Consider the following 19,995-nt stretch of genomic DNA (forward strand, 5'->3'; position numbering starts at 1 on the left):
GACGATTTGTAATAAGCTATGTGCAATTTATAAATAAATTCTGAAAAAATATATGCTTCCATTAACAAATAATCTGAGGAAGATATTCGGCAAGATGTTATTCCAGCTGAACGCCAATCACAAGATTTATCTGTTTGCCGGCCACTACCGCCAGAACCTGAAAGACCGTGAGCAGCAATGATGCACCTCTTCTCAGTCATGAAAGAGAAAGGCACCCTGCGGAAAACATACTTGTATGTGATTTCTGGCTGTCAAGCAACGAGATCACGCTGCAGCACCGGCATGTTCTGACCGTACCTTACGCCAAAGGGTTTGAAGGATTTTTTGTAGATTTAGGGCTATGCTGAAACGCTTATTCCTTTTCGCCACCGCCATTTCGCTGGCGGCTTGTGCACCGCAGCCCTACAAGGCCACCAACAAGGTGTACAAGCAGCAGGCAAAGCACTGGTCGAACGTGCTGAAGCTGCAGCCGGACGTGATTCCCGCAGATTCCGTGGCGGCTCCGGACTGGTGGGCGGGTACCACCAACTTCAACCTGCGCAAGCCCAATTTTGTGATCATTCATCATACCGCCCAGCAATCCTGTGAGCAAACGTTGCGCACCTTTACGCTGCAGCGCACGCAGGTGAGCGCGCATTATGTGATCTGTGAAGACGGTACCATTCATCATATGCTGAATGACTACCTGCGCGCATGGCACGGAGGCGTGGCGCGCTGGGGCAGCATGACGGATATCAATTCATCGTCTATCGGCATAGAGCTGGATAATGACGGGCGTGAGCCTTTCGCCGCCCCGCAGGTACGCAGCCTTCTCATTTTGCTGGATACGCTGAAGCACCGCTATAACATTCCTCCCGCCAACTTTATTGGCCACGGAGATATAGCGCCCAAACGCAAGGTAGATCCCAGCCGGCTTTTCCCGTGGGACCAGTTGGCCGCCAAAGGTTTCGGGCTATGGTATGGCGATACGGCTACGGTACAGGTACCGGAGTCTTTCAATACTTTAATGGCATTGCGTACAGTGGGGTACGACATGAAAGATACGGCTGCTGCCATTGACGCTTTCAAACGGCACTTCATACCGTCTGACACGCTGAGCCCGGCCGGTATGCTGGACGAGCGGGGAAAGAAGATACTGATCAGCATCCTGGAGCAACATCCGTAAAGCGGGTCAGGAGGGTTTGTCTTTCGTATTCCTGATCAGCCCTATGCCGGCAAAGAAAAAAATGGCGCCCAATATAGCGTAGATGATGATAGATTTGATGTTGCGGGCGCCCTCACCGCCATTCATGAAATTAACGCCCGCCAATATAAGGCCGGTAACGCCCAGCAAGGTGAGAATGATCCCTAGTACGCGTTTTTCCATAACAGTCGTTTCCGGCAAGGGTACAAAATGTGTGCCCGCAGGGCATAAAAAAAGCGGAAAGAGATCTTCCCGCTCGGTTTTTTCCACGTTATCTATTCTATACAATCATAGAACGGATGCTCTTGAATATCTCCTGAAAGGAGTATGTATTGTTTAATTTTCTTTCAATTCAGAAGTAAAATTAGTGTAATTATAAATAAAAATAAATAATTTAAAATCAGGGTGTATAACTTTCCGTAAGTTGGATGATACCGCTGTTTTATTGTAATGAATTGAAAATCACCTTGTTAATTATATGCAAGGATACCGGCGTGCGGGAAGGTTACCAACAGATAACAATGATTTTCTAAAAATCATGCGTAAATTAGGATGCAAAGTTATCGAACAGTGTTATAAGCTGGTGATTTTCAATATGCATAACCACGTTAAAACGAATAATCTCTTATAATATGTCAATGATCAACATCGCAGAGCGGCACAAGTTTATATTAAGCAGGTTGTATGAAAAGGGGTATGTGAACGTAGTAGAACTGTGCAAGGAACTGGACGTTTCCGGTGTAACTATCCGAAAGGACCTGAAGCTGCTGGAAGATAAATCCCTTCTCTACCGCTCCCATGGCGGCGCCACTGTGCAGAACCCTTATACCAATGACAAACCGGTGAACGAAAAGGAGAAGATACGCCGGGAAGAAAAGAACTTGATTGGTAAAACCGCCGCCTCACTGATCATGCCGGGAGACGCTATTATCATAGCCTCCGGTACCACCGTGCTGGCGCTGGCCAAACATATACAGCCCCGCGGCCCGCTGATGATCATTACATCGGCCCTGAACGTGGCGCTTGAACTGAACCGTTATCACGAAATTGAAGTGATACAGCTGGGTGGTGTGATCCGCAACAACTCATCTTCTGTAGCCGGCCCTTATGCGGAAAAGATCCTCAGCGATTTCTCCTGCAGCAAGCTCTTTTTGGGAGTAGACGGTATAGATGTGGAATTTGGCCTCACCACCACCAGCATAGCGGAGGCGCACCTCAACCAGCAAATGATAGCAGCTGCGCAAAAAACCATCGTGCTGGCAGACTCGTCCAAATTCGGCAAGCGCGGTTTCGGCAGGATCTGCCGGCTGGAGGAAGTAGACCAGATCATTACAGACAAAGGCATTTCCGAGCACATGGTAAAGCTGCTGGAAGATATGGGCATTGAAGTAGTGATCGTATAACCGGTCAGGTGCCCTGCGGCTTCAGCGGCTCATTGGTTTTAGACTCTTCTATCCGCAATATTACGTGCCGCACGTTTTTCCTGTCTGCCGTGTAAGTGATATGCACACGGCCTTCCGAATCCTGTATAATGGCGGGGTAGCTGTATTCTCCGCGGTCCTCGTTTTCCAGTGAAAATACAGGTTGCCACTTCAGCCCGTCTTTAGACACGGCCACGGCCAGCTTTGTGCGGCCTTCCCACCACTGCCGGCCTTTCCCCAGCGGGTTGTAAACAATCACCTGCAGGCCGTTCTTCAACGTAACAGCGTCTGTACCGGAGTTGGGGTTGGGCAGTTCCGTGTTGCTCAGCGGGCCCCAGGTGGCGCCATTGTCTGCAGACCAGGTTTGCACCACGTAGTTGTGCTTGCTTCTGCTCAACAGCTGCATGGAATCATTAGGATATTGCAGAATGCTGGGCTGTATCACCTGGAAGGTATCGTTCTGTATGGGTATATGCGTCCAGTTACGGGCATTCTTGTCAGACTTTTCAAGATGGATGTGCCATACGTTCCCCTTTACGCTTTCCGTACTGGTGGGGTAGAGGATGTCTCCGTTCTTCAGCTGCACCGGTTTGTTCTTGATGGGGCCCAGCATACCGTCTGGCAGGCGCTGCGGCTTGCTCCAGCTTTTGCCGTTATTGGCGGATTCCATCATCATGCCCCACCACTCCCGCGGGTTGGGCCCAACCTTATAGAACAGGAACAGTTTGCCGGCTTTTGTTCTGAACAGCACAGGGTTCCAGCAGGGATAGCGCAGGGTATCGTTCATGATGCCGTTAGCCACTTCTACCGGCGCGCCCCACTTGCCGTTTTCGTTCAGGGCCGTCCAGATGCCTACATCTTTATTACCTTCTCTTGTACCGCCAAACCAGGCGGCTATAAAACCTTTTTTGGGCAGTTCGGCTATGGTGGAGGCATGGCACTCCGGAAAGGGAGGGTTGTCCATGATCATCACCCGCTTCTCCAGGCCGGCTACATAGGTTTGGGCGCTGGCGTTGAACCCCGCGCACAGCAGCAGAAACAGGGACAGTTTTTTCATAACGGCAACAATTTTTTGAGGTCTCAAAATATGAAAAAGCCCTGCTATTTGCAGGGCCTTTTTTATGCCGGATTATCCGTGTTGTATACTCAATTATCATCTGTGGGCACAGCGGGTATCACATCTGTTCCCGGTTGCTGTTTGCCCAGGTATCCGGGCAGGTCCATGCCGGCCATGTTGAACATGTCTTGCAGCGGGGGCACGGCTTTGTAGAGACCGGAAATGAAGTTGGCGGTGGAAGTGGTGCCGTTCTGCCCGTTAGCGCCTTCCCAAACCGTTACCTTGTCTATCTTGATGTTCTTGATAGCTTCTGTTTGCATTTTCACCAGCTCGGGCAGCTTGTCTGCTATCAGCAGCAGCACGGCATCTTTGGAGTTGTTGCCGGCCGCCTGTACGATGCGGTCAAGGCCTTCCGCCTGTTTGGTGAGTATTTCGAACATACCTTTTGCTTCGGCTTCCATTTTGGCGTAGATGGCGTCTGCTTCACCTTTGGCCCTTTCCCTGATCTTTTCCGCTTCTGCCTGCGCTTCAATAATGGCTTTCTGTTTCTGTATTTCAGCGGCTACCACAATGTTGGCATTTTGTGAGGCGCGCTCTCTTTCCGCGCGGGCCTCTTCTGCTTTCTGCTCGGCCTGGTAGGCTTCTTCCAGGGCTTTTGCAGACTGGATCTTTTCAGCGGCTACGGCGCGTTTGTCTGCTTCCGCCTCTTTCTCGCGGCGTTCTGCTTCAGATTGGGCAATGCGGATGCGGGCCTCGTTCTCTCCCGTTACGGCAGTGGCGTTGGCCTCAGATGCCTTGATACGGGTGTCTCTTTCGGCTTCAGCTTTACCGATAGACTCATCACGGTTGGCGGCGGCAATGAGGATGGCCTTGTCCTTGTTGGCTTCGGCAATCTGCGCGTCCCTGTCACGTTGTGTTTCGGCAATGCTGACATCACGGTTCTTGAGCGTTTCCTGGATGGTGATATCTTTCTGGCGGTCTGCTTCCGCTTTACCGGTCTCACCAATCTTTTCCTGCTCCGCCACGCTCTTCTTGGCCTCGTTGATGGCCTTGGCAGCGGCTTCCTTGCCCAATGCTTCAATGTAGCCTGATTCGTCCTTGATGTCGGTTACGTTCACGTTGATCAGCTTCATGCCTATCTTCTTGATCTCCGCTTCCACGTTGGAAGCTACATTGGCCAGGAACTTGTCACGGTTATTATTGATCTCTTCAATGTCCATCGTGGCCACTACCAGGCGGAGCTGGCCGAAAATGATGTCTTTGGCCAGGTCATGGATGGCGGGGCGTTGCAGGCCCAGCAGCCTTTCCGCGGCGTTGGTCATGATGCCCGGCTCTGTAGAAATGGCTACGGTAAAGCGGGAAGGCACGTCTACCCTGATGTTTTGACGGCTAAGGGCATTGGTCAGGTTCACTTCTATGGAAATGGGCGTGAGGTCAATGAAGGAATAATCCTGTATCACCGGCCAGATGAAGGCCGCGCCGCCGTGGATGCATTTGGCGCTGTGAGAGCCGTCAGGCCCGCGGCCCACTTTGCCGTACACCACCAGTATCTGGTCTGAGGGGCAGCGTTTGTACCGCTTGAAAAGCGAATAGAGTACAACGAATACAAAAACTACCGCCGCTATGATCGCAATTAGTATAAAATCCATAGGTTATGAGGTTTGTTTGGTTACAAGAAGAATTTCATTGTTCATGACCTGCCGTACGCTTACAATGGCGCCGGTGCGGAGGTCTTCCCCATCGTCTGTCATGGCGTCCAGCTCGCGGAAGGCGCCTTGCACTTTCAGGTTTACCTTGCCTATGCCGGTGCGGGAGCGGGGTATGGTGAGGTACACGGTGGCAATGGCGTTCACGGCGTTCTCCATTTTCAGGGTGCCGCTATAGGCCAGCCTGGCCGTGTAATAGAACAATGTGGCCATCAGCAGCATCATCAGCAGGCCGGCCGCTACGGAAATGAGCACTACCAGCGGGGTAGAGAGGCCGCTGCTGATGCAGGCCAGGCCTGTCCACCCGAAAATGGTGAAAAAGCCGAAGAGGTTGCGGATGGTGAAAAACTGGAACCCGATGCCGTCATCGGCATCCATTACATCATCTACATCACCCATGGCCTGATCATGCTCACCACCGAACAGGCTCAGCGTATTTTGCACCAGGAATAAAAGGGAAAAGAAGATGGCCACGCACCAATAGACTTTCTCAAAAACAGGCAGCGGGGCAAACCAGTCCATAATGTTTAACAAACGGATCATAAGCGGTATAGTGAATATTGAATTGTCAATATAATAAAAGTTTTGGAATGACGGCGGGAGTGGGGAAAAGAATAACATGCGGGAGAAATGCCGGTCAATGAAAAACCGGCCCTCATGGAAGGCCGGCCCGGAAGAATGGCGAAAGCGGCATTGTTACAATAAAGCGTGTGTTCCTTCAGCCGGCAAAAAGGCTGCAAGCCGTTGCCGCGGGGCGGCAGGCGCGGTTACCTGTGTGGTGGTTTTGCCACCCACATGGAAAGTTCCTACCAATTGGCCTTTCGGTAATTCTTTGGCGGTGTAGAAAAACCGCAGGTCACGCTGCTGCAGCGCCAGCAGCTCCTTCACGGCTATTACCATGCCTGACTGTTTGCTGCCAGGGGCATCCGCAAATTTCCATTCCCTGATCACCTTTCCTTTGGCATCTTGTACGGCAATTTTCCGGCCGCTGCCCAGCTTGCCGCAATGGCTGTAGTGGAAGGTGAGCTGGTCATTCTCATTGGCCTTGTCCAGCTGCAACTGCTGCAGGTTCAGCGGTTCCCATACAGGCTGGTCAATAATGAGCTTGTTGTTGAGATATACCTTGAAATAATCCCCACCGGCATGGGCCCGGAGGGAAAGGAGGGTGATGCAGAGCATCACCGCTGCGGCAGACATCATGCTTTTCATAATTGTAAGATTTGGTGTGCAATACAAAACAACGCAAAACCCTCCATGCACAAGGCCTCACCTTGATAAAGCGCTGCCTTTCCTTGATGATCTGCACTTTTTATTTTGAATACTGCGGTAGTCTATTTAATTTGTAGACTAATTATTAAACTATCACATCATGCCAAAAACACCCTTACGTTTTGAAACACTGCAGGTGCATGCAGGTTACCAACCTGACCCCACCACCAAGTCCGCGGCTGTACCCATCTATCAAACCACCTCTTACACATTTGACAATGCCGAGCATGCCGCAGACCTTTTCCAGCTGAAACAGTTCGGGAATATTTACACCCGCATCATGAACCCCACTACGGACGTGTTCGAGAAACGCGTGGCGGCCCTGGAAGGCGGCGTGGGCGCGCTGGCCGTAGCGTCAGGCCAGGCGGCGCAGTTCATTGCCCTGCACAACATCCTGCTGCCGGGAGACAACTTTGTAACCTCTTCCTACCTCTATGGCGGCACCTACAACCAGTTCAAGGTGTCTTTTAAAAGAATTGGCGTGGAAGCGCGGTTTGCAGACCTGGACAATCCCGCCAGCTTTGAAGAGAAAATAGATGGCCGCACCAAGGCCATTTATGTGGAAACCATCGGTAACCCCGGCTTTGCCATCCCTGATTTTGAAAAGATAGCGGCCATTGCCCGGAAACATGATCTGCCGCTGGTGGTAGACAATACCTTTGGCGCGGCGGGTTACCTGTTCCGCCCCATTGAGCACGGCGCCAACATTGTAGTACAGGCCGCCACCAAGTGGATAGGCGGGCACGGCAACAGCATTGGCGGCGTTATTGTAGACGGCGGCAATTACAATTGGGGCAACGGCAAGTTTTCCCAGTTCTCCGAGCCGGACGATGCCTATCACGGCATGAAGTTCTGGGAGGTGTTCGGAGCAGACAGTCCCTTCGGCAACATTGCCTACATCATCCGCGCCCGGGTAACCGGCCTGCGCAGCTGGGGGCCCGCGCTGGCGCCGCAGAACGCTTTCCTTTTCATACAGGGGCTGGAAACCCTTTCCCTCCGCGTACAGCGCACGGTAGAAAACTCCCTGGCGCTGGCGCAGTGGCTGCAGCAGCACCCCAAGGTGGAATCTGTGAACTACCCTGGCCTGCCGGGCAACAAATACCACGAGCTGGGCAAGAAGTACCTGAAGAACGGTTTCGGCGGGGTATTGTCTTTCAAGATCAAAGGCGGGAAAGAGGCGGCAGACAAGTTCGTGCAGTCTTTAACGTTAATCTATCACCTGGCCAACGTGGGAGATGCCAAAACGCTGATCATTCACCCGGCTACTACTACGCACCAGCAGCTGAGTGAGGAAGAGCAAAAGAAAGCCGGTGTAGAACCCGGACTGCTGCGTATTTCCCTGGGTATTGAGCATATAGACGATATCAAGGGAGACATGGAGCAGGCCTTCGAACAGATATGAGTTTCTAATTGAAAAGGCCCGCGGCGGAGCAGGATGCTTTGCCGCGGGCCTTTTTTGTTCAGCCCTTCATCCACACCACCTTTTGTTCCGGCGTGTTGGCCTGGCCGATAATGTCTTTATACAGATCCGGCCGCCGGGCTTTCCGGTACCGGTAACCGCCGGCCTGCTGCAGCTTTTCCGGCGTAATGGTGGCAATGGCATAGTCATTGTCCAGCTTGCGGCACTCTGCAATAACATCCCCGAAGGGGTCCAGTATCATGGAGCAGCCGTTCTTCAGCTGGTCGTCATCCATGCCGATGGGATTGGAGAACACGGCGTACACCGCATTGTCATATGCCCTGGCCGGCAGCCATTTCATCAGCCATGCCTTTCCTTTCAGCCCGTCAAACTCCTGCCGCAGGGAAGTGGGGTCGTTATGCCGGTTTTCCCAGAGCGCGGGGTCTACAAAGCCTGCGCCGGGGCGGGTGGAAGGCGTACACATGGTCACATGCGGCATGAATATGATATCCGCGCCCAGCATGGCGGTGGCCCGCACGTTCTCAATAATATTGTTGTCGTAACAGATCAGGATGCCGCACTTCCAGCCCAGCAGGTCAAATACCACGTAACGGTCTCCCGGCGTAAGGTGCGGGTTGATGAAGGGATGCAGCTTGCGGTATTTGGCTACCAGGCCGTTGCCGTCTACGCATACATAGGCCTTGTACAGCTTGCCGGCGGGGTCTTTTTCAAAGAGGCCGGCCAGCACCGCAATGCCCAGCTCGCCGGCAATGCCGGTGAGGGCCTGTACGCTGGGGCCTGAGGGGATCTCCTCCGCCAGGTCAAGCATCTGCTCCCGGTCAAGATGGCGGGCAAACGTATAACCGGTAATGGAACACTCGTGAAAAGCAATAACGTCTGCCCCGTCTGCCGCCGCCTGAGCGGCCAGCTGGCGGATAACGGAGAGGTTGTGGTGTTTGTCTCCGCTGCGGTTCTCGAACTGCGCTGTAGCTATCTTTAACGGTTTCATACCTGCAAGCTAACACATTTTTTAACCCATCAATCCCAAACAATTTGTAATTTGGAATATTCCACAAAAATGAAAACATGAAACAATTATTTGCCCTTCTTATGGTTACTTCCCTGTTCAATGTTGCTTCCGCCCAATCCAAAGACGAAGCCGCCGTGGCCAAAGCTGTAGAAACGCTGCGCAAAGCGATGGTAGATGCAGACAAGGCCGGCCTGGAAAAGCTCACCGCGCCTGGCCTCACGTATGGGCACTCCAACGGCCGCATTGAAGACCGTGCAGAGTTCATCGGCAACCTGGTGAGCGGACAGTCTGATTTTGTGACGATGGACCTCACCGCCCAAACCATTGCCATCACCGGCCCAACGGCCATTGTGCGCCATACGCTGGCCGCGCAGACCAATGACGGCGGCAAGCCCGGCAATGTGAAGCTGTATGTAATGCTGGTATGGAGCAAAGATGGCGGCCAGTGGAAGCTGATTGGCCGGCAGGCCGTGAAGGTGCCCGTTCCGTAGAAAAATTGTATTATCTTTTAGTCCACCAACAGATGCTGTTATGAAGTGGGTAACACGGCAGCGGCCTAAAGTAGACAGGATTGCCTGCCCATGGCTCATACGCCGGTTCATTGACGCGGAGGCCGAATTTTTATTTGTGCCCGACAAAGACGTGCTGGCCGTGGCCGAAGCCGAGCAGGCCGTGCCTTTTGATATAACGGGCGTGGAATACAGCCATTATGAAGACCGCTGTACCTTTGACTATTTCCTGGAAAAGCATCAGCTCAAAGACCCGGCCCTGCACACGCTGGCAGCTATTGTGCGCGGCGCGGATACAGACCAGCACCACCTGGCCCCCGAAGCCGCCGGCCTTTGGGCCATTGCGGCGGGGCTTGCCTATAATATTCACGATGACCATGCCTTGCTGGAGCAGGGCATGGTTATTTATGACGCCCTGTACAGCTGGGCCAAACACCTGCAGCAGGAAAAACATACCCGGCAATATTCAGAGCAGGTGCTGATGACCGTGTTCCACAACTTTATTTCCCGGCGCTACAGTGACCGGCAGAAGAAACCCGAATGGGCAAGAGAAATTGCCGCCATTATACAAGACCAGGTAGACACCAACCTGGCGCTGAGCCTGAAAGAAGTGGCGGCTATGCTGGAAGTGAACCCGTCTTATCTCTCCCGCGAATTTTCCAGGTATTTTGAAGACCTCAGCTTTGGCGAGTACATCCGCAAGCTGCGCATAGAAAAGGCAGTGAAGCTGATGGAAGAAGAAAAGTATACCCTTACTGAAATAGCCTATATGACAGGGTTCTCAGACCAAAGTCATTTCTCCCGCGTATTCAGCAGGTTTATGGGCAAAACGCCTACCGGGTACCTGAAAACCATACAGGCTGCAAAGCGCAAGGAGGAATAACGGCGTAATGTAGCCGTGGCCGTTATAACCGCCGGTACCTGCAGCGGCGTCTGCCATTGCAAGGCTGATCCCTTGCAACCTTGCGTCAGCCCCATTCCCGACCCGGCTTGCATTTTTTCATCGATGCGCTTCTTTTCCTTACATTTTTACCCTATCTTCCGTTAACAGACACAACAGAACGGATTTTACCCCTATAGACCGGCGCAATACAACAGCAGAGAACGGCACCATGCCGCTATATAAATTTCCACGGAATGATAAACATCAACGGATCATTACAGCCTCAGCAGCTGGCGGCCCTGTTGCAGCAATTCTGGCAACTCTCCGCCGCCAAGATCACCCAACTGGAAAAAGATTATAACACGGCGCAGGGCGCTCCCGTATTCACGCGGGAAGGGAAGTACACTACCCGCGGCTGGACGGAATGGACGCAAGGTTTCCAGTACGGCTCCGCCATTTTACAGTTTGACGCTACCGGAGACGAGCAGTTTCTCCACATAGGGCGCAACAGCACCATAGCCGCCATGGCCCCGCACCTGAGCCATACCGGCGTACATGACCATGGCTTCAACAATGTCAGCACCTATGGCAACCTGCTGCGGCTCATGAAAGAGCAGCGCATCCCGCACAACGAGCGGGAGCAGCAGTTGTACGAGCTGGCCCTGAAAGTGTCAGGCGCCGTGCAGGCGGCACGGTGGACGGGCATCAGCGGCGGCGGTGGTTTCATCTATTCCTTCAACGGCCCGCATTCCCTGTTTGTAGACACCATGCGCTCCTGCCGCATACTGATGCTGAGTGATGCGCTGGGCCATGCGCTGCAGGCGGAGAACGATGTACGCATCAACCTGCGGGAGCGCGCCATACAGCATATGAAGGCTACCGCCCGTTTTAATATTTATTACGGCGAAGGAAGGGATGCTTATGATGTATTGCCAGGCAGAACGGCGCATGAGTGCATATTCAATACGAACGACGGGAACTTCCGCGCTCCCAACGCGCAACAGGGCTACTCCGGCTTCACTACCTGGACGCGCGGGCTGGCATGGGCCATACTGGGTTTTGCCGAAGAGCTGGAGTTCCTTGCCGGCAAAATCCCAGCCGAGGAACTGGCCTGGATGGAAAAGGCGGCGCGCGCCACCTGTGAATTCTACATACATCAAACGCCCGCAGACGGCATACCTTATTGGGATACCGGCGCTCCCGGCCTGGCCCGTCTTCACAACTATCTCGACCAGCCGGCCAACCCGTTTAACGACTATGAACCGGTAGACAGCTCGGCCGCGGCTATTGCCGCGCAGGGCCTCATCCGCTTTGGCAGGTACCTGGGAGAAGCGGAGGGGCAGCGTTACCGGCAGGCCGGCCTCACCGTGCTGCAAACGCTGCTGCAGCCGCCATATCTCAGTACAGACGAGCGGCACCAGGGTTTATTATTGCATACCATTTACCACCGGCCTAACGGCTGGGACTATACGCCCCCCGGCAGCAAAGTGCCCTGCGGGGAATCATGCATGTGGGGAGATTATCACATCCGCGAGCTGGCCCTGCTGGTGCAGCGGATGGGGAAGGGAGAGCCTTATTATACGTTCTTTAACTGCGTGTAACGTTGATCAACCATGAGCGGAACAGATATTTCAAAACTGTGCGTCCACACCATCACCACCAAGCCGCTGCCCATAGAAGAAGCAGCGCGGGCCTATGCCGCGGAAGGCATCCGCGGCATCACCGTTTGGCGGGATGCGCTGGAAGGCCGTGACCCGCGCGCTACCGGGCGCATGCTGCGGGATGAAGGGCTGGAGATCGTATCGCTCTGCCGCGGCGGTTTTTTTCCGCATGCGGCTTCTGCCGGCAGGGCGGAGGCAGTAGATGACAACCTGCGCGCCATTGCAGAAGCGGCGGCATTGGGAGCGCCATTGCTGGTGCTGGTTTGCGGCGCGGCGGCAGGCCTTCCGCTGGAAACCTCCCGCAAGCAGATACTGGAAGGCATTGCCGCTGTGGAACCCGCGGCCCGCGCGGCCGGCGTGAAGCTGGCCATAGAGCCGCTGCACCCCATGTATGCTGACACCCGCTCCGCCGTTAACACCCTGGCGCAGGCCAATGACATGGCGGAGGCACTGGCCTCTCCCTGGGTAGGGGTAGCAGTGGATGTGTACCACCTCTGGTGGGACCCCGCGCTGGAGCAGGAAATCATGCGCTGCGGCCGCAACGGGCATTTGATGGCCTTTCATATTTGCGACTGGCGCGTGCCTACACGAGACCTCTTGCTGGACAGGGGGCTGATGGGCGAAGGCTGCATCCCTGTTCCAAAGATCCGCGGCTGGGTGGAAGCGGCCGGTTTTACCGGTTTCCATGAAGTGGAAATATTTTCTACGGAATACTGGGCCGGCAACCAGTACCAGTTCCTGCAGAAGATCAAACAAGCGTATTTACATCATTCCTGAAATATGTATTATGGCTGACAATCCAAAAAAGGTCCACCGCATCGGCATTATCATGAACGGCGTTACCGGCCGTATGGGCACCAACCAGCACCTGCTGCGCTCCATAGTGCCCATCATCCGCCAGGGCGGCGTAAAGGTGAGCGAATCCGAGTTCATCCTGCCAGACCCCGTGCTGGTAGGCCGCAACCCTGCCCGCCTGCAGGAGCTGGCGGAAAAGAGCGGCATCTCCGCCTACACTACAGACCTTGACATGCTGCTGAAAGACCCCAACTACACTGTTTACTTTGACGCGCAAACTACCGGCGGCCGCGCCGCCAGCATCCGTAAAGCGGTAGCGGCGGGCAAACATATTTACTGTGAAAAACCCATCGCCTCAGATACCGCCACGGCCCTGGAGCTGTACCGCCTCTGCCGCGAAGCCGGCGTAAAACACGGTGTAGTGCAAGACAAGCTCTGGCTCCCGGGCATCATGAAGCTAAAGCGGCTCATACAGCAAAACTTCTTTGGCCGCATCCTGTCTGTAAAAGGAGAATTCGGTTACTGGGTATTCGAAGGGCACTCCATTCCCGCACAGCGCCCCTCATGGAACTACCGGAAAGAAGACGAAGGCGGTATTATACTGGACATGCTCTGCCACTGGCGCTATGTGCTGGACAACCTGTTCGGCAACGTAAAGGCCGTCAGCTGCCTGGGCGCCACCCACATTCCGGAGAGAATAGACGAGCAGGGCCGCCCTTATGCCTGTACCGCAGATGATGCGGCCTATGCCACCTTTGAGCTGGAAGGTGGTATTGTGGCCCATTTCAACTCGTCATGGGCTACGCGCGTGCGCCGGGACGATCTGCTCACCATACAGGTAGACGGCACACAGGGCTCTGCGGTAGCCGGCTTGCGTGAATGTTATGTACAGCACTATGGCCATACGCCCAAACCCGTGTGGAACCCGGATATAGAGCAACCAGTGAAGTTCCTGGAAGGCTGGGCCAAAGTGCCCGAGCAGGAGGTATACGACAATGCTTTCAAAACCCAGTGGGAATTGTTCCTGCGCCATGTAGCCGTTAACGACCCCTTTCCCTGGGACCTCCGGGAGGGCGCCAAAGGCGTGCAGCTGGCGGAAAAAGGCCTGGAAAGCTGGGCCAAACGTTGCTGGATAAACGTAGATCCTTTATGAGAAGAATAGCCCTGATCACCGGCGGCACCCGCGGCATAGGCCTGGGCATTGCCGCCACGCTGGCGCAGCGCGGTTTTGACCTGGCGCTGAACGGTGTGCGGGAACCCGCTGCCGTGGCGGATGTGGTGGAGCAGTTGAAACAGCACGGCGGAAACGTGATCTACTGCCAGGCAGACGTGGCCGTGCGCGCTGAGCGGGAGCGCATGCTGGAGCAGGTTAATACGCATTACGGCGCGCTGCATGTGCTGGTCAACAACGCCGGCGTGGCGCCCAAAGAACGGAAAGACGTGCTGGAAATGCAGGAAGAGAGTTATGACCGCGTGATGAACATGAACCTGAAGGGCCCTTTCTTCCTGGCACAGGCCGCCGCCAACTGGATGCTGCGGCAGCAAACCAGCGTGCCGGGCTTCCGGGGCTGCATCATCAACGTATCTTCCATATCAGCCACCGTGGCCTCACTCAACCGCGGAGAGTACTGTATTTCCAAGGCCGGCCTCAGCATGGTAACCCAATTGCTGGCCCTGCGGCTGGGCGCTTACCAGGTACCCGTGTATGAAGTGCGGCCGGGCATTATTGCTACAGACATGACGGCGGGCGTAAAAGAAAAATACGACCGCCTCATTGGCGAAGGCCTGCTGGCGCAGCCGCGCTGGGGGCTGCCGGAAGATGTGGGCAAAGCCGTGGCCATGCTGGCGGCGGGAGAGTTGGCCTATTCCACGGGGCAGGTGGTGATGATAGACGGGGGCCTCACCATTTCAAGGTTATAACCATCAACAGATACTTATGCCGGAACAAAATTCCACAGCCAGGGAACTGCTGCGCCTGCCCGTACTGGTAGCCGCCTTCGGGTACCTGGTAGATATGTATGACCTCTTTCTCTTCAGCGTGGTACGCGTGCCCAGCCTTCAGTCTCTCGGCCTGCAGGATGACGCGCTGCTGCACCAGGGCGCCCTGCTGCTCAATATGCAAATGGCCGGCCTGCTCATTGGCGGTATTATCTGGGGCGTGCTGGGAGACAAAAAAGGGCGCCTCTCCGTACTCTTCGGCTCCATCCTCATCTATTCCCTGGCCAACATTGCCAACGGCTTTGTTCAGTCCGTGCCGCAATACGCGGCCATGCGTTTCATTGCGGGCATTGGCCTGGCGGGAGAGCTGGGCGCGGGCGTTACCCTGGTTACAGAAGTGCTGCCCCGGCGCATCCGCGGCTACGGCACTACGCTGGTGGCTACACTGGGCGTGGTAGGGGCTATTATGGCGTACTTTATGGCAGACCTCTTCCAATGGCGCATCTCTTACTTCATTGGCGGCGGGCTGGGCCTGCTGCTGCTGGTGCTCCGCATGCGGGTGCTGGAATCAGGCATTTTCCAGAAAACAAAACTAATGCAGGTAAAGCGCGGCAATTTCCTCTGGCTCTTTTCCAACCGCAAGCGCCTGCTGCGTTACCTGCAGTGTATTGCCATTGGCCTGCCCATCTGGTTTGTAGTGGGCATCCTGATTACTTTTTCCCCGGAGTTTGGCAGGGCCATGGAGCTGAACGCGCCCGTAGTGGCAGGCAAGGCGGTGATGTTGTCTTTTGCGGGGCAGGTGCTGGGAGATATTGCGAGCGGCCTGCTCAGCCAGTTTGTACAAAGCAGGAAGAAGATCATCCTCCTGTTCATCCTGCTTTCCCTGCTCATGGTGGGCGTGTACCTGTTGCTGCCGTACAGGGATGTACGGACTTTTTACATCATCTGCGCTTTCCTGGGTTTTACCAACGGGTACTGGGCCTTGTTCGTTACCGTGGCGGCGGAGCTGTTCGGCACCAACCTGCGTGCCACGGTGGCCACCACAGTACCCAATTTTGTAAGGGGCGCCGTTATTCCGCTCACCATGCTGTTCCTTTACCTCAAACCTTATTGGGGCGTGCTGCACAGCGCGGGCATAGTGGGCCTGCTCACCATTGCAGTTGCTTTGCTGGCGCTGCGCGGGCTGGATGAAACGTTTGCAAAAGATATGGATTACCTGGAGTAGCTGTTTGTCCGTTACCGGACAAACATGTGCAGAAACGGACAAGAAAGGAAGTTGAATAGTATTGATAATGAGCAAATTATAAACACATTTCGCTATGGCATCAAAGTTGCCTTACCCCGGCATCATTGTTAGCGAAATTTTAATGGCCTGCCCGGCATCCTAAAGATTGCTACCAAGCCGGGAGGCAAATTTTGTAACCACGCTTCGTGCGTGGTTTTTTTATTCCTCCTGCAGGCTGGTCATCAGCCCGTTGCGGCGTGTGAGGTTGATCTTTTCCACTACGTCCGTTTCACGGAAAGGTTTGACAATGTAGCTGGTGAAGCCTGAGCTCATGTAGAGGTCCAGCTCTTCCTTTATGGCGTTGCCGGTAATGGCAATAACCGGTACGCGGGCCTTGCGCGGGTCTTCCAGGCGGCGGATGTGGCGTACCAGCTGCAGCCCGTCCATTTCAGGCATGGAAATATCGGTGAAAACAATATCGAAGTATTGCTCCTGCATCATTTTCAGGCCTTCCGCGCCGTTTGTGGCAGTGGTGTGCGTAATATGCAGCCGTTCCAGTATTATTTCCAGCAGGCGCCGGTTGAGGGGATTGTCTTCCACTATCAGCGCCCTTGAAATATCAGGCAGCGGAACAGCGCTTTGGGCCGGTGTTGCAGGCGCCGTCACTGTGGCCGCTGTTTTATAGGGAATGGAAAAGCGGAAGGTAGAACCTTCGCCGGGTTTGCTTTCAACGCCCAGCGTGCCGCCGTGGAGGTCTACGATCTTCTTCACAATGGCCAGCCCCAGCCCTGAGCCGATGGGCGTTTCCTGCCCGGCAACGGGCGTGCGCAGCTGCGTGTACTCTTCAAAAATATGTTTCAGCTGTTTGGGCGCAATGCCGATACCGCTGTCTTTCACAGCTACTTCCAGGCTGTGGCCGCCGTTGCGGGCATACAGTACGGCATCTATCAGTATGGTGCCGCCACGGGGCGTAAATTTCACGGCATTGCTCACCAGGTTCACCAGCACCTGTTTCAAACGGAAGGCATCGCCCTCTACCATTTCCCCGCCGGAGAAGCCGAAGCGCTCCCGCAGGCTGATGTTTTTCTGCTCCGCCTGCACGTGCATGCCCCTGGTCACTTCTTCCACTACCTGGCGCGGGGAGAACGGGGCAACGGCCAGTTCCAGCTTGCCTTCTTCCAGCTTGGAAAAGTCCAGCACATTGTTCACCACAGACAGCAGCATGCTGGAAGAGAGCTGTATGGCGCCTACCATTTCTTCCTGTTCGCCTTCCAGCTTCGTTTTTTTCAGCTGCTCCGTAAACCCGATCACTGAGCTGAGCGGGTTGCGGATCTCGTGGCTCATGTTAGACACAAAGTCACTCTTGAGCTTGGAGAAACGCAGCGCGTCAAGCCGGGCGCTGTTGAGGCGCACGCTGGTTTTGTAGCCGATGTAGAGCAGCGTAAGGATGAGGGCTAGCAAGAATATGATCAGCAACGATCCGTTCAGCGCATCGCTGTACCACTCGTTCAGCTGGTGGTTAATGCCGGCGGCTTGCGTCTGCTGCCGCTGGCGGGCCGTTTCCAGCTCATGCTGCCGCAGCTGGTAAAGGTCTGCCAGCAAAGTTTTCAGCATACGGTCATTAGCCGTTACCATTTCATATTCCTGCTGGTTAAGCTGCATCTGCCCGCTGCTGATGTTCCTGAACAGGTTAGTGTAGTAGTTGTGCAGGTTTTGCAACTGCTGCTCGTTGTACTTCCTGCTTTGCTCATCAGGCGTTACAGTGGTAGCGGTTTTTACAACATCCGTGCGGGCAGTGTCACGCGCATAGGCGCCTTTCCTTGACACGGCGTCTGCAATACGGCCCAGCAGCTTTTTCTGTTTTACCGGCTGCCGGGGTACGGAAGCCAATACCGTATCCGTACGTACCTTTTGACTGAACCGGAAACCACTGGCGGGTTTCACAATGCTGCGCTCCTGGGTGGTATCCCAGCCGGCATTCATGGCAATCAGTGAATCTGTGGCCCGTTTGATACCCAGGAAGATCTCGCTCTGTTCCTGCTTCTCTTCCAGCAGGCCGCCAAGGCCCTGTTGTTTGTATTGCTGCAGGGAGTCGAGGTCTGCCGCCACTTCGCGCAGCGCAGTACTGTAACGGGAAAAATAAACATTCTGATAGGTGAGGGTATAAAAACGGAAATGGTTTTCTGCGGCATACATGGTTTGTATGGCATGCCCTATCCAGTCTTTCTGCTGGCGGGTGGCAGCCAGCTCTTCCACTGCGGCATGCAGCTGCTCGTAGCGCTGCTGCCTGTTGAAGCGGACAAGCAGTATGATGGTAAGGGCGCTGATGAGCAGGGCAATGACGGCATAGCGGAGGAGAAGCTCACGGTTCCCTTTCCGCAGGTTTCCGGGAGAATGATGTTGCATGGTACGGAGTAGGTGATGGCAGGCTTAAAATTAAGCCTTCGGGAGTATAAAAAATGTTAATGGCGTTGCTGGATATTTGTTAATGGCAAGGGATAAAAAAGAGCAGGAGCGCGGGGCTCCTGCATATACTCTTATCCTTTCTTTTCAGATTGCATGCGGTAAGCCTGTATGTCACGGTCAAAGAGATAGAGGCCGCTCTTGTCTTCCCCGATCAGCTCCAGCTTTTCATTCAGCGTGCGCGCCAGCCTTTCTTCTTCTATCTGTTCGGATACGTACCATTGCAGGAAGTTATGGGTGGCATAATCTTTTTCCTGCAGGGCCATATGCACCAGGTCATTAATGCTTTCAGACACCTTGATCTCGTGGCTCAGGAATTCTTCAAACACCCTTTTGAGGGATACAAAAGTGATGATGGGCTGCCCCAGGTGAGGTACTATGCCAAACCCGCCGCGCTCGTTCACAAACTTGATCAGTTTCAGCATATGTACCCTTTCCTCATCGGACTGTACATAAAAAAAGTCGGCCACACCTTGCAGGCCGGGTTGTATATCCGCCCAGGAGGCCATGGCCAGGTATGCCTGTGAAGAGGCTGCTTCCAGCGCCACCTGTTTGTTCAGCGCTTCTTGAATAGTTTTACTTAGCATAGTTATAATTCTTGTTGAATTAAATATACAAATTATAAGGCAAGATGCATGCTGCTGACCGGTTCTCCAAAAAAGATGCCGGCCTGCCGGTCAAACGTGGCCGTGTCATCAGTGGTATAGAACATTCTGCCGCCGCCGGTGCTGCATTTGGCCGCCATTTCCGGATGGCGCTGCAGGTAGTCTGCCAGGCTGGCCGCTGCCAGCTCTCCCTGTGAAAGCAGGGTAACGCCGGGCGGCAGGTGCTCCTGCAGCTTGCCGGCCAGCAGGGGGTAGTGCGTGCAGCCCAATACGATAGTGTCTATATCTTCAGACTGCACCATCAGCTGGCGCACGTATTTGTTAATGAAATAATCCGCGCCTTCGCTGTTGTATTCATCATTCTCCACCAGCGGTACCCACATGGGGCAGGCTTGCTGGTACACCTGCACGTCAGGGAAAAACTTTTCGATCTCTATGGGATAGCTCTGGGAGTTAACCGTGCCGGTAGTACCGAAAACGCCTACCTGCCGGCTGCGGGTGTATTGGCCCACCACTTCTGTAGTAGGGCGAATGATGCCCAGCACGCGGCGCTCAGGGTCTATTTTGGGCAGGTCGTTTTGCTGGATGCTGCGCAAAGCCTTGGCGGAGGCGGTGTTGCAGGCCAGCACCACCAGGTGGCAGCCCATGCGGAAGAGGTGCTGCACGCATTCCAGCGTATAGTGGTACACTGTTTCAAATGAACGGATGCCGTAAGGAGCGCGGCCATTGTCTCCAAGGTAGATGTAATCGTACTGTGGTAATGTTTTTACGATCTCTTTCAGTACCGTTAACCCGCCATAGCCTGAATCAAATACGCCTATTGGTCCTTGCTTGCTGTTCATGGCCCGCAA

20 protein-coding genes are annotated in these 19,995 nt (G+C 54.4%); 11 read left to right on the top strand and 9 right to left on the bottom strand.

Going from position 1 to position 19,995, the window contains the following annotated elements; all coding sequences use genetic code 11:
* The first annotated feature begins 52 nt into the window (after positions 1 to 52).
* A complete protein-coding gene (locus tag ABDW36_RS23125) occupies positions 53 to 181 on the top strand; it encodes a hypothetical protein (RefSeq protein WP_343704307.1) in 129 nt (42 codons plus the stop codon).
* A 159-nt stretch (positions 182 to 340) separates the two neighbouring features.
* Positions 341 to 1,165 (top strand): N-acetylmuramoyl-L-alanine amidase, encoded by an 825-nt coding sequence (locus tag ABDW36_RS23130; protein ID WP_343704308.1) that lies wholly within the window; start codon positions 341 to 343, stop codon positions 1,163 to 1,165.
* Between the two features lie 6 nt (positions 1,166 to 1,171).
* On the opposite strand, the gene ABDW36_RS23135 is transcribed toward ABDW36_RS23130, so the two are convergent.
* The gene (locus ABDW36_RS23135) at positions 1,172 to 1,366 is read right to left on the bottom strand and encodes a hypothetical protein (RefSeq protein WP_343704309.1); all 195 of its coding nucleotides are present in this window, start codon (positions 1,364 to 1,366) and stop codon (positions 1,172 to 1,174) included.
* Between the two features lie 455 nt (positions 1,367 to 1,821).
* Between ABDW36_RS23135 and ABDW36_RS23140 the strand changes: the two genes are divergently transcribed.
* Positions 1,822 to 2,586 carry a DeoR/GlpR family DNA-binding transcription regulator gene (locus ABDW36_RS23140; RefSeq protein WP_119080463.1) on the top strand — a complete coding sequence of 255 codons (765 nt, stop codon included), beginning with the start codon at positions 1,822 to 1,824 and terminating at the stop codon, positions 2,584 to 2,586.
* 4 nt (positions 2,587 to 2,590) lie between these two features.
* On the opposite strand, the gene ABDW36_RS23145 is transcribed toward ABDW36_RS23140, so the two are convergent.
* The 4 genes from ABDW36_RS23145 to ABDW36_RS23160 form a co-directional block, all read right to left on the bottom strand.
* Positions 2,591 to 3,661, bottom strand: a complete 1,071-nt coding sequence (locus tag ABDW36_RS23145; RefSeq protein ID WP_343704310.1) for a sialidase family protein — start codon at positions 3,659 to 3,661, stop codon at positions 2,591 to 2,593.
* 89 nt (positions 3,662 to 3,750) lie between these two features.
* Positions 3,751 to 5,310, bottom strand: coding sequence for an SPFH domain-containing protein (locus ABDW36_RS23150; protein ID WP_343704311.1), 1,560 nt, complete (start codon positions 5,308 to 5,310; stop codon positions 3,751 to 3,753).
* Positions 5,311 to 5,313: 3 nt separating this feature from the next.
* Positions 5,314 to 5,910 (bottom strand): hypothetical protein, encoded by a 597-nt coding sequence (locus tag ABDW36_RS23155; RefSeq protein ID WP_343704312.1) that lies wholly within the window; start codon positions 5,908 to 5,910, stop codon positions 5,314 to 5,316.
* 153 nt (positions 5,911 to 6,063) lie between these two features.
* On the bottom strand, positions 6,064 to 6,576 hold the full coding sequence (locus ABDW36_RS23160) for a hypothetical protein (protein ID WP_343704313.1): 513 nt from the start codon (positions 6,574 to 6,576) through the stop codon (positions 6,064 to 6,066).
* 160 nt (positions 6,577 to 6,736) lie between these two features.
* Between ABDW36_RS23160 and ABDW36_RS23165 the strand changes: the two genes are divergently transcribed.
* Positions 6,737 to 8,038 (top strand): O-acetylhomoserine aminocarboxypropyltransferase/cysteine synthase, encoded by a 1,302-nt coding sequence (locus tag ABDW36_RS23165; protein ID WP_343704314.1) that lies wholly within the window; start codon positions 6,737 to 6,739, stop codon positions 8,036 to 8,038.
* A gap of 58 nt (positions 8,039 to 8,096) precedes the next feature.
* Here the strand turns inward: ABDW36_RS23165 and ABDW36_RS23170 are convergent, their stop codons facing one another.
* Positions 8,097 to 9,044 carry a nitrilase family protein gene (locus ABDW36_RS23170; RefSeq protein WP_343704315.1) on the bottom strand — a complete coding sequence of 316 codons (948 nt, stop codon included), beginning with the start codon at positions 9,042 to 9,044 and terminating at the stop codon, positions 8,097 to 8,099.
* 77 nt (positions 9,045 to 9,121) lie between these two features.
* Here ABDW36_RS23170 and ABDW36_RS23175 point away from each other — a divergent pair, with 77 nt between their 5' ends.
* The 7 genes from ABDW36_RS23175 (at position 9,122) to ABDW36_RS23205 (ending at position 16,076) form a co-directional block, all read left to right on the top strand.
* Positions 9,122 to 9,556, top strand: a complete 435-nt coding sequence (locus ABDW36_RS23175; protein WP_343704316.1) for a nuclear transport factor 2 family protein — start codon at positions 9,122 to 9,124, stop codon at positions 9,554 to 9,556.
* 40 nt (positions 9,557 to 9,596) lie between these two features.
* Positions 9,597 to 10,457: a chromate resistance protein ChrB domain-containing protein gene (locus tag ABDW36_RS23180; RefSeq protein ID WP_343704317.1), complete on the top strand. Its 861-nt coding sequence runs from the start codon at positions 9,597 to 9,599 to the stop codon at positions 10,455 to 10,457.
* 254 nt (positions 10,458 to 10,711) lie between these two features.
* Entirely contained in the window at positions 10,712 to 12,058 is a 1,347-nt protein-coding gene (locus ABDW36_RS23185) for a glycosyl hydrolase (protein ID WP_343704318.1), read from the top strand.
* A 12-nt stretch (positions 12,059 to 12,070) separates the two neighbouring features.
* Positions 12,071 to 12,895, top strand: a complete 825-nt coding sequence (locus ABDW36_RS23190) for a sugar phosphate isomerase/epimerase family protein (RefSeq protein ID WP_343704319.1) — start codon at positions 12,071 to 12,073, stop codon at positions 12,893 to 12,895.
* Positions 12,896 to 12,905: 10 nt separating this feature from the next.
* The gene (locus ABDW36_RS23195; protein WP_343704320.1) at positions 12,906 to 14,066 is read left to right on the top strand and encodes a Gfo/Idh/MocA family oxidoreductase; all 1,161 of its coding nucleotides are present in this window, start codon (positions 12,906 to 12,908) and stop codon (positions 14,064 to 14,066) included.
* Positions 14,063 to 14,833: a 3-ketoacyl-ACP reductase gene (locus ABDW36_RS23200; RefSeq protein ID WP_343704321.1), complete on the top strand. Its 771-nt coding sequence runs from the start codon at positions 14,063 to 14,065 to the stop codon at positions 14,831 to 14,833. The genes ABDW36_RS23195 and ABDW36_RS23200 overlap by 4 nt, the downstream gene beginning before the upstream one ends.
* A 16-nt stretch (positions 14,834 to 14,849) precedes the next feature.
* Positions 14,850 to 16,076: an MFS transporter gene (locus ABDW36_RS23205; protein WP_343704322.1), complete on the top strand. Its 1,227-nt coding sequence runs from the start codon at positions 14,850 to 14,852 to the stop codon at positions 16,074 to 16,076.
* 219 nt (positions 16,077 to 16,295) lie between these two features.
* On the opposite strand, the gene ABDW36_RS23210 is transcribed toward ABDW36_RS23205, so the two are convergent.
* The 3 genes from ABDW36_RS23210 to murI all read right to left on the bottom strand — a co-directional run bounded on the left by ABDW36_RS23210 (position 16,296) and on the right by murI (position 19,986).
* On the bottom strand, positions 16,296 to 18,482 hold the full coding sequence (locus tag ABDW36_RS23210) for an ATP-binding protein (protein ID WP_343704323.1): 2,187 nt from the start codon (positions 18,480 to 18,482) through the stop codon (positions 16,296 to 16,298).
* A 131-nt stretch (positions 18,483 to 18,613) separates the two neighbouring features.
* Positions 18,614 to 19,126 carry a ferritin gene (locus ABDW36_RS23215; protein ID WP_343704324.1) on the bottom strand — a complete coding sequence of 171 codons (513 nt, stop codon included), beginning with the start codon at positions 19,124 to 19,126 and terminating at the stop codon, positions 18,614 to 18,616.
* 32 nt (positions 19,127 to 19,158) lie between these two features.
* Complete coding sequence (gene murI / locus ABDW36_RS23220) at positions 19,159 to 19,986, bottom strand: glutamate racemase (RefSeq protein WP_343704325.1); 828 nt, start codon at positions 19,984 to 19,986, stop codon at positions 19,159 to 19,161.
* Positions 19,987 to 19,995: the final 9 nt, after the last annotated feature.

Origin of the sequence: Chitinophaga sp., from assembly GCF_039596455.1 — a bacterium.
Lineage (GTDB): Bacteria > Bacteroidota > Bacteroidia > Chitinophagales > Chitinophagaceae > Chitinophaga.

Coding starts and splice junctions, on each gene's coding strand:
- ABDW36_RS23125 (WP_343704307.1), top strand. CDS start 53: ATGCTTCCATTAACAAATAATCTGAGGAAGATATTCGGCAAGATGTTA.
- ABDW36_RS23130 (WP_343704308.1), top strand. CDS start 341: ATGCTGAAACGCTTATTCCTTTTCGCCACCGCCATTTCGCTGGCGGCT.
- ABDW36_RS23135 (WP_343704309.1), bottom strand. CDS start 1,366: ATGGAAAAACGCGTACTAGGGATCATTCTCACCTTGCTGGGCGTTACC.
- ABDW36_RS23140 (WP_119080463.1), top strand. CDS start 1,822: ATGATCAACATCGCAGAGCGGCACAAGTTTATATTAAGCAGGTTGTAT.
- ABDW36_RS23145 (WP_343704310.1), bottom strand. CDS start 3,661: ATGAAAAAACTGTCCCTGTTTCTGCTGCTGTGCGCGGGGTTCAACGCC.
- ABDW36_RS23150 (WP_343704311.1), bottom strand. CDS start 5,310: ATGGATTTTATACTAATTGCGATCATAGCGGCGGTAGTTTTTGTATTC.
- ABDW36_RS23155 (WP_343704312.1), bottom strand. CDS start 5,910: ATGATCCGTTTGTTAAACATTATGGACTGGTTTGCCCCGCTGCCTGTT.
- ABDW36_RS23160 (WP_343704313.1), bottom strand. CDS start 6,576: ATGAAAAGCATGATGTCTGCCGCAGCGGTGATGCTCTGCATCACCCTC.
- ABDW36_RS23165 (WP_343704314.1), top strand. CDS start 6,737: ATGCCAAAAACACCCTTACGTTTTGAAACACTGCAGGTGCATGCAGGT.
- ABDW36_RS23170 (WP_343704315.1), bottom strand. CDS start 9,044: ATGAAACCGTTAAAGATAGCTACAGCGCAGTTCGAGAACCGCAGCGGA.
- ABDW36_RS23175 (WP_343704316.1), top strand. CDS start 9,122: ATGAAACAATTATTTGCCCTTCTTATGGTTACTTCCCTGTTCAATGTT.
- ABDW36_RS23180 (WP_343704317.1), top strand. CDS start 9,597: ATGAAGTGGGTAACACGGCAGCGGCCTAAAGTAGACAGGATTGCCTGC.
- ABDW36_RS23185 (WP_343704318.1), top strand. CDS start 10,712: ATGATAAACATCAACGGATCATTACAGCCTCAGCAGCTGGCGGCCCTG.
- ABDW36_RS23190 (WP_343704319.1), top strand. CDS start 12,071: ATGAGCGGAACAGATATTTCAAAACTGTGCGTCCACACCATCACCACC.
- ABDW36_RS23195 (WP_343704320.1), top strand. CDS start 12,906: ATGGCTGACAATCCAAAAAAGGTCCACCGCATCGGCATTATCATGAAC.
- ABDW36_RS23200 (WP_343704321.1), top strand. CDS start 14,063: ATGAGAAGAATAGCCCTGATCACCGGCGGCACCCGCGGCATAGGCCTG.
- ABDW36_RS23205 (WP_343704322.1), top strand. CDS start 14,850: ATGCCGGAACAAAATTCCACAGCCAGGGAACTGCTGCGCCTGCCCGTA.
- ABDW36_RS23210 (WP_343704323.1), bottom strand. CDS start 18,482: ATGCAACATCATTCTCCCGGAAACCTGCGGAAAGGGAACCGTGAGCTT.
- ABDW36_RS23215 (WP_343704324.1), bottom strand. CDS start 19,126: ATGCTAAGTAAAACTATTCAAGAAGCGCTGAACAAACAGGTGGCGCTG.
- murI (WP_343704325.1), bottom strand. CDS start 19,986: ATGAACAGCAAGCAAGGACCAATAGGCGTATTTGATTCAGGCTATGGC.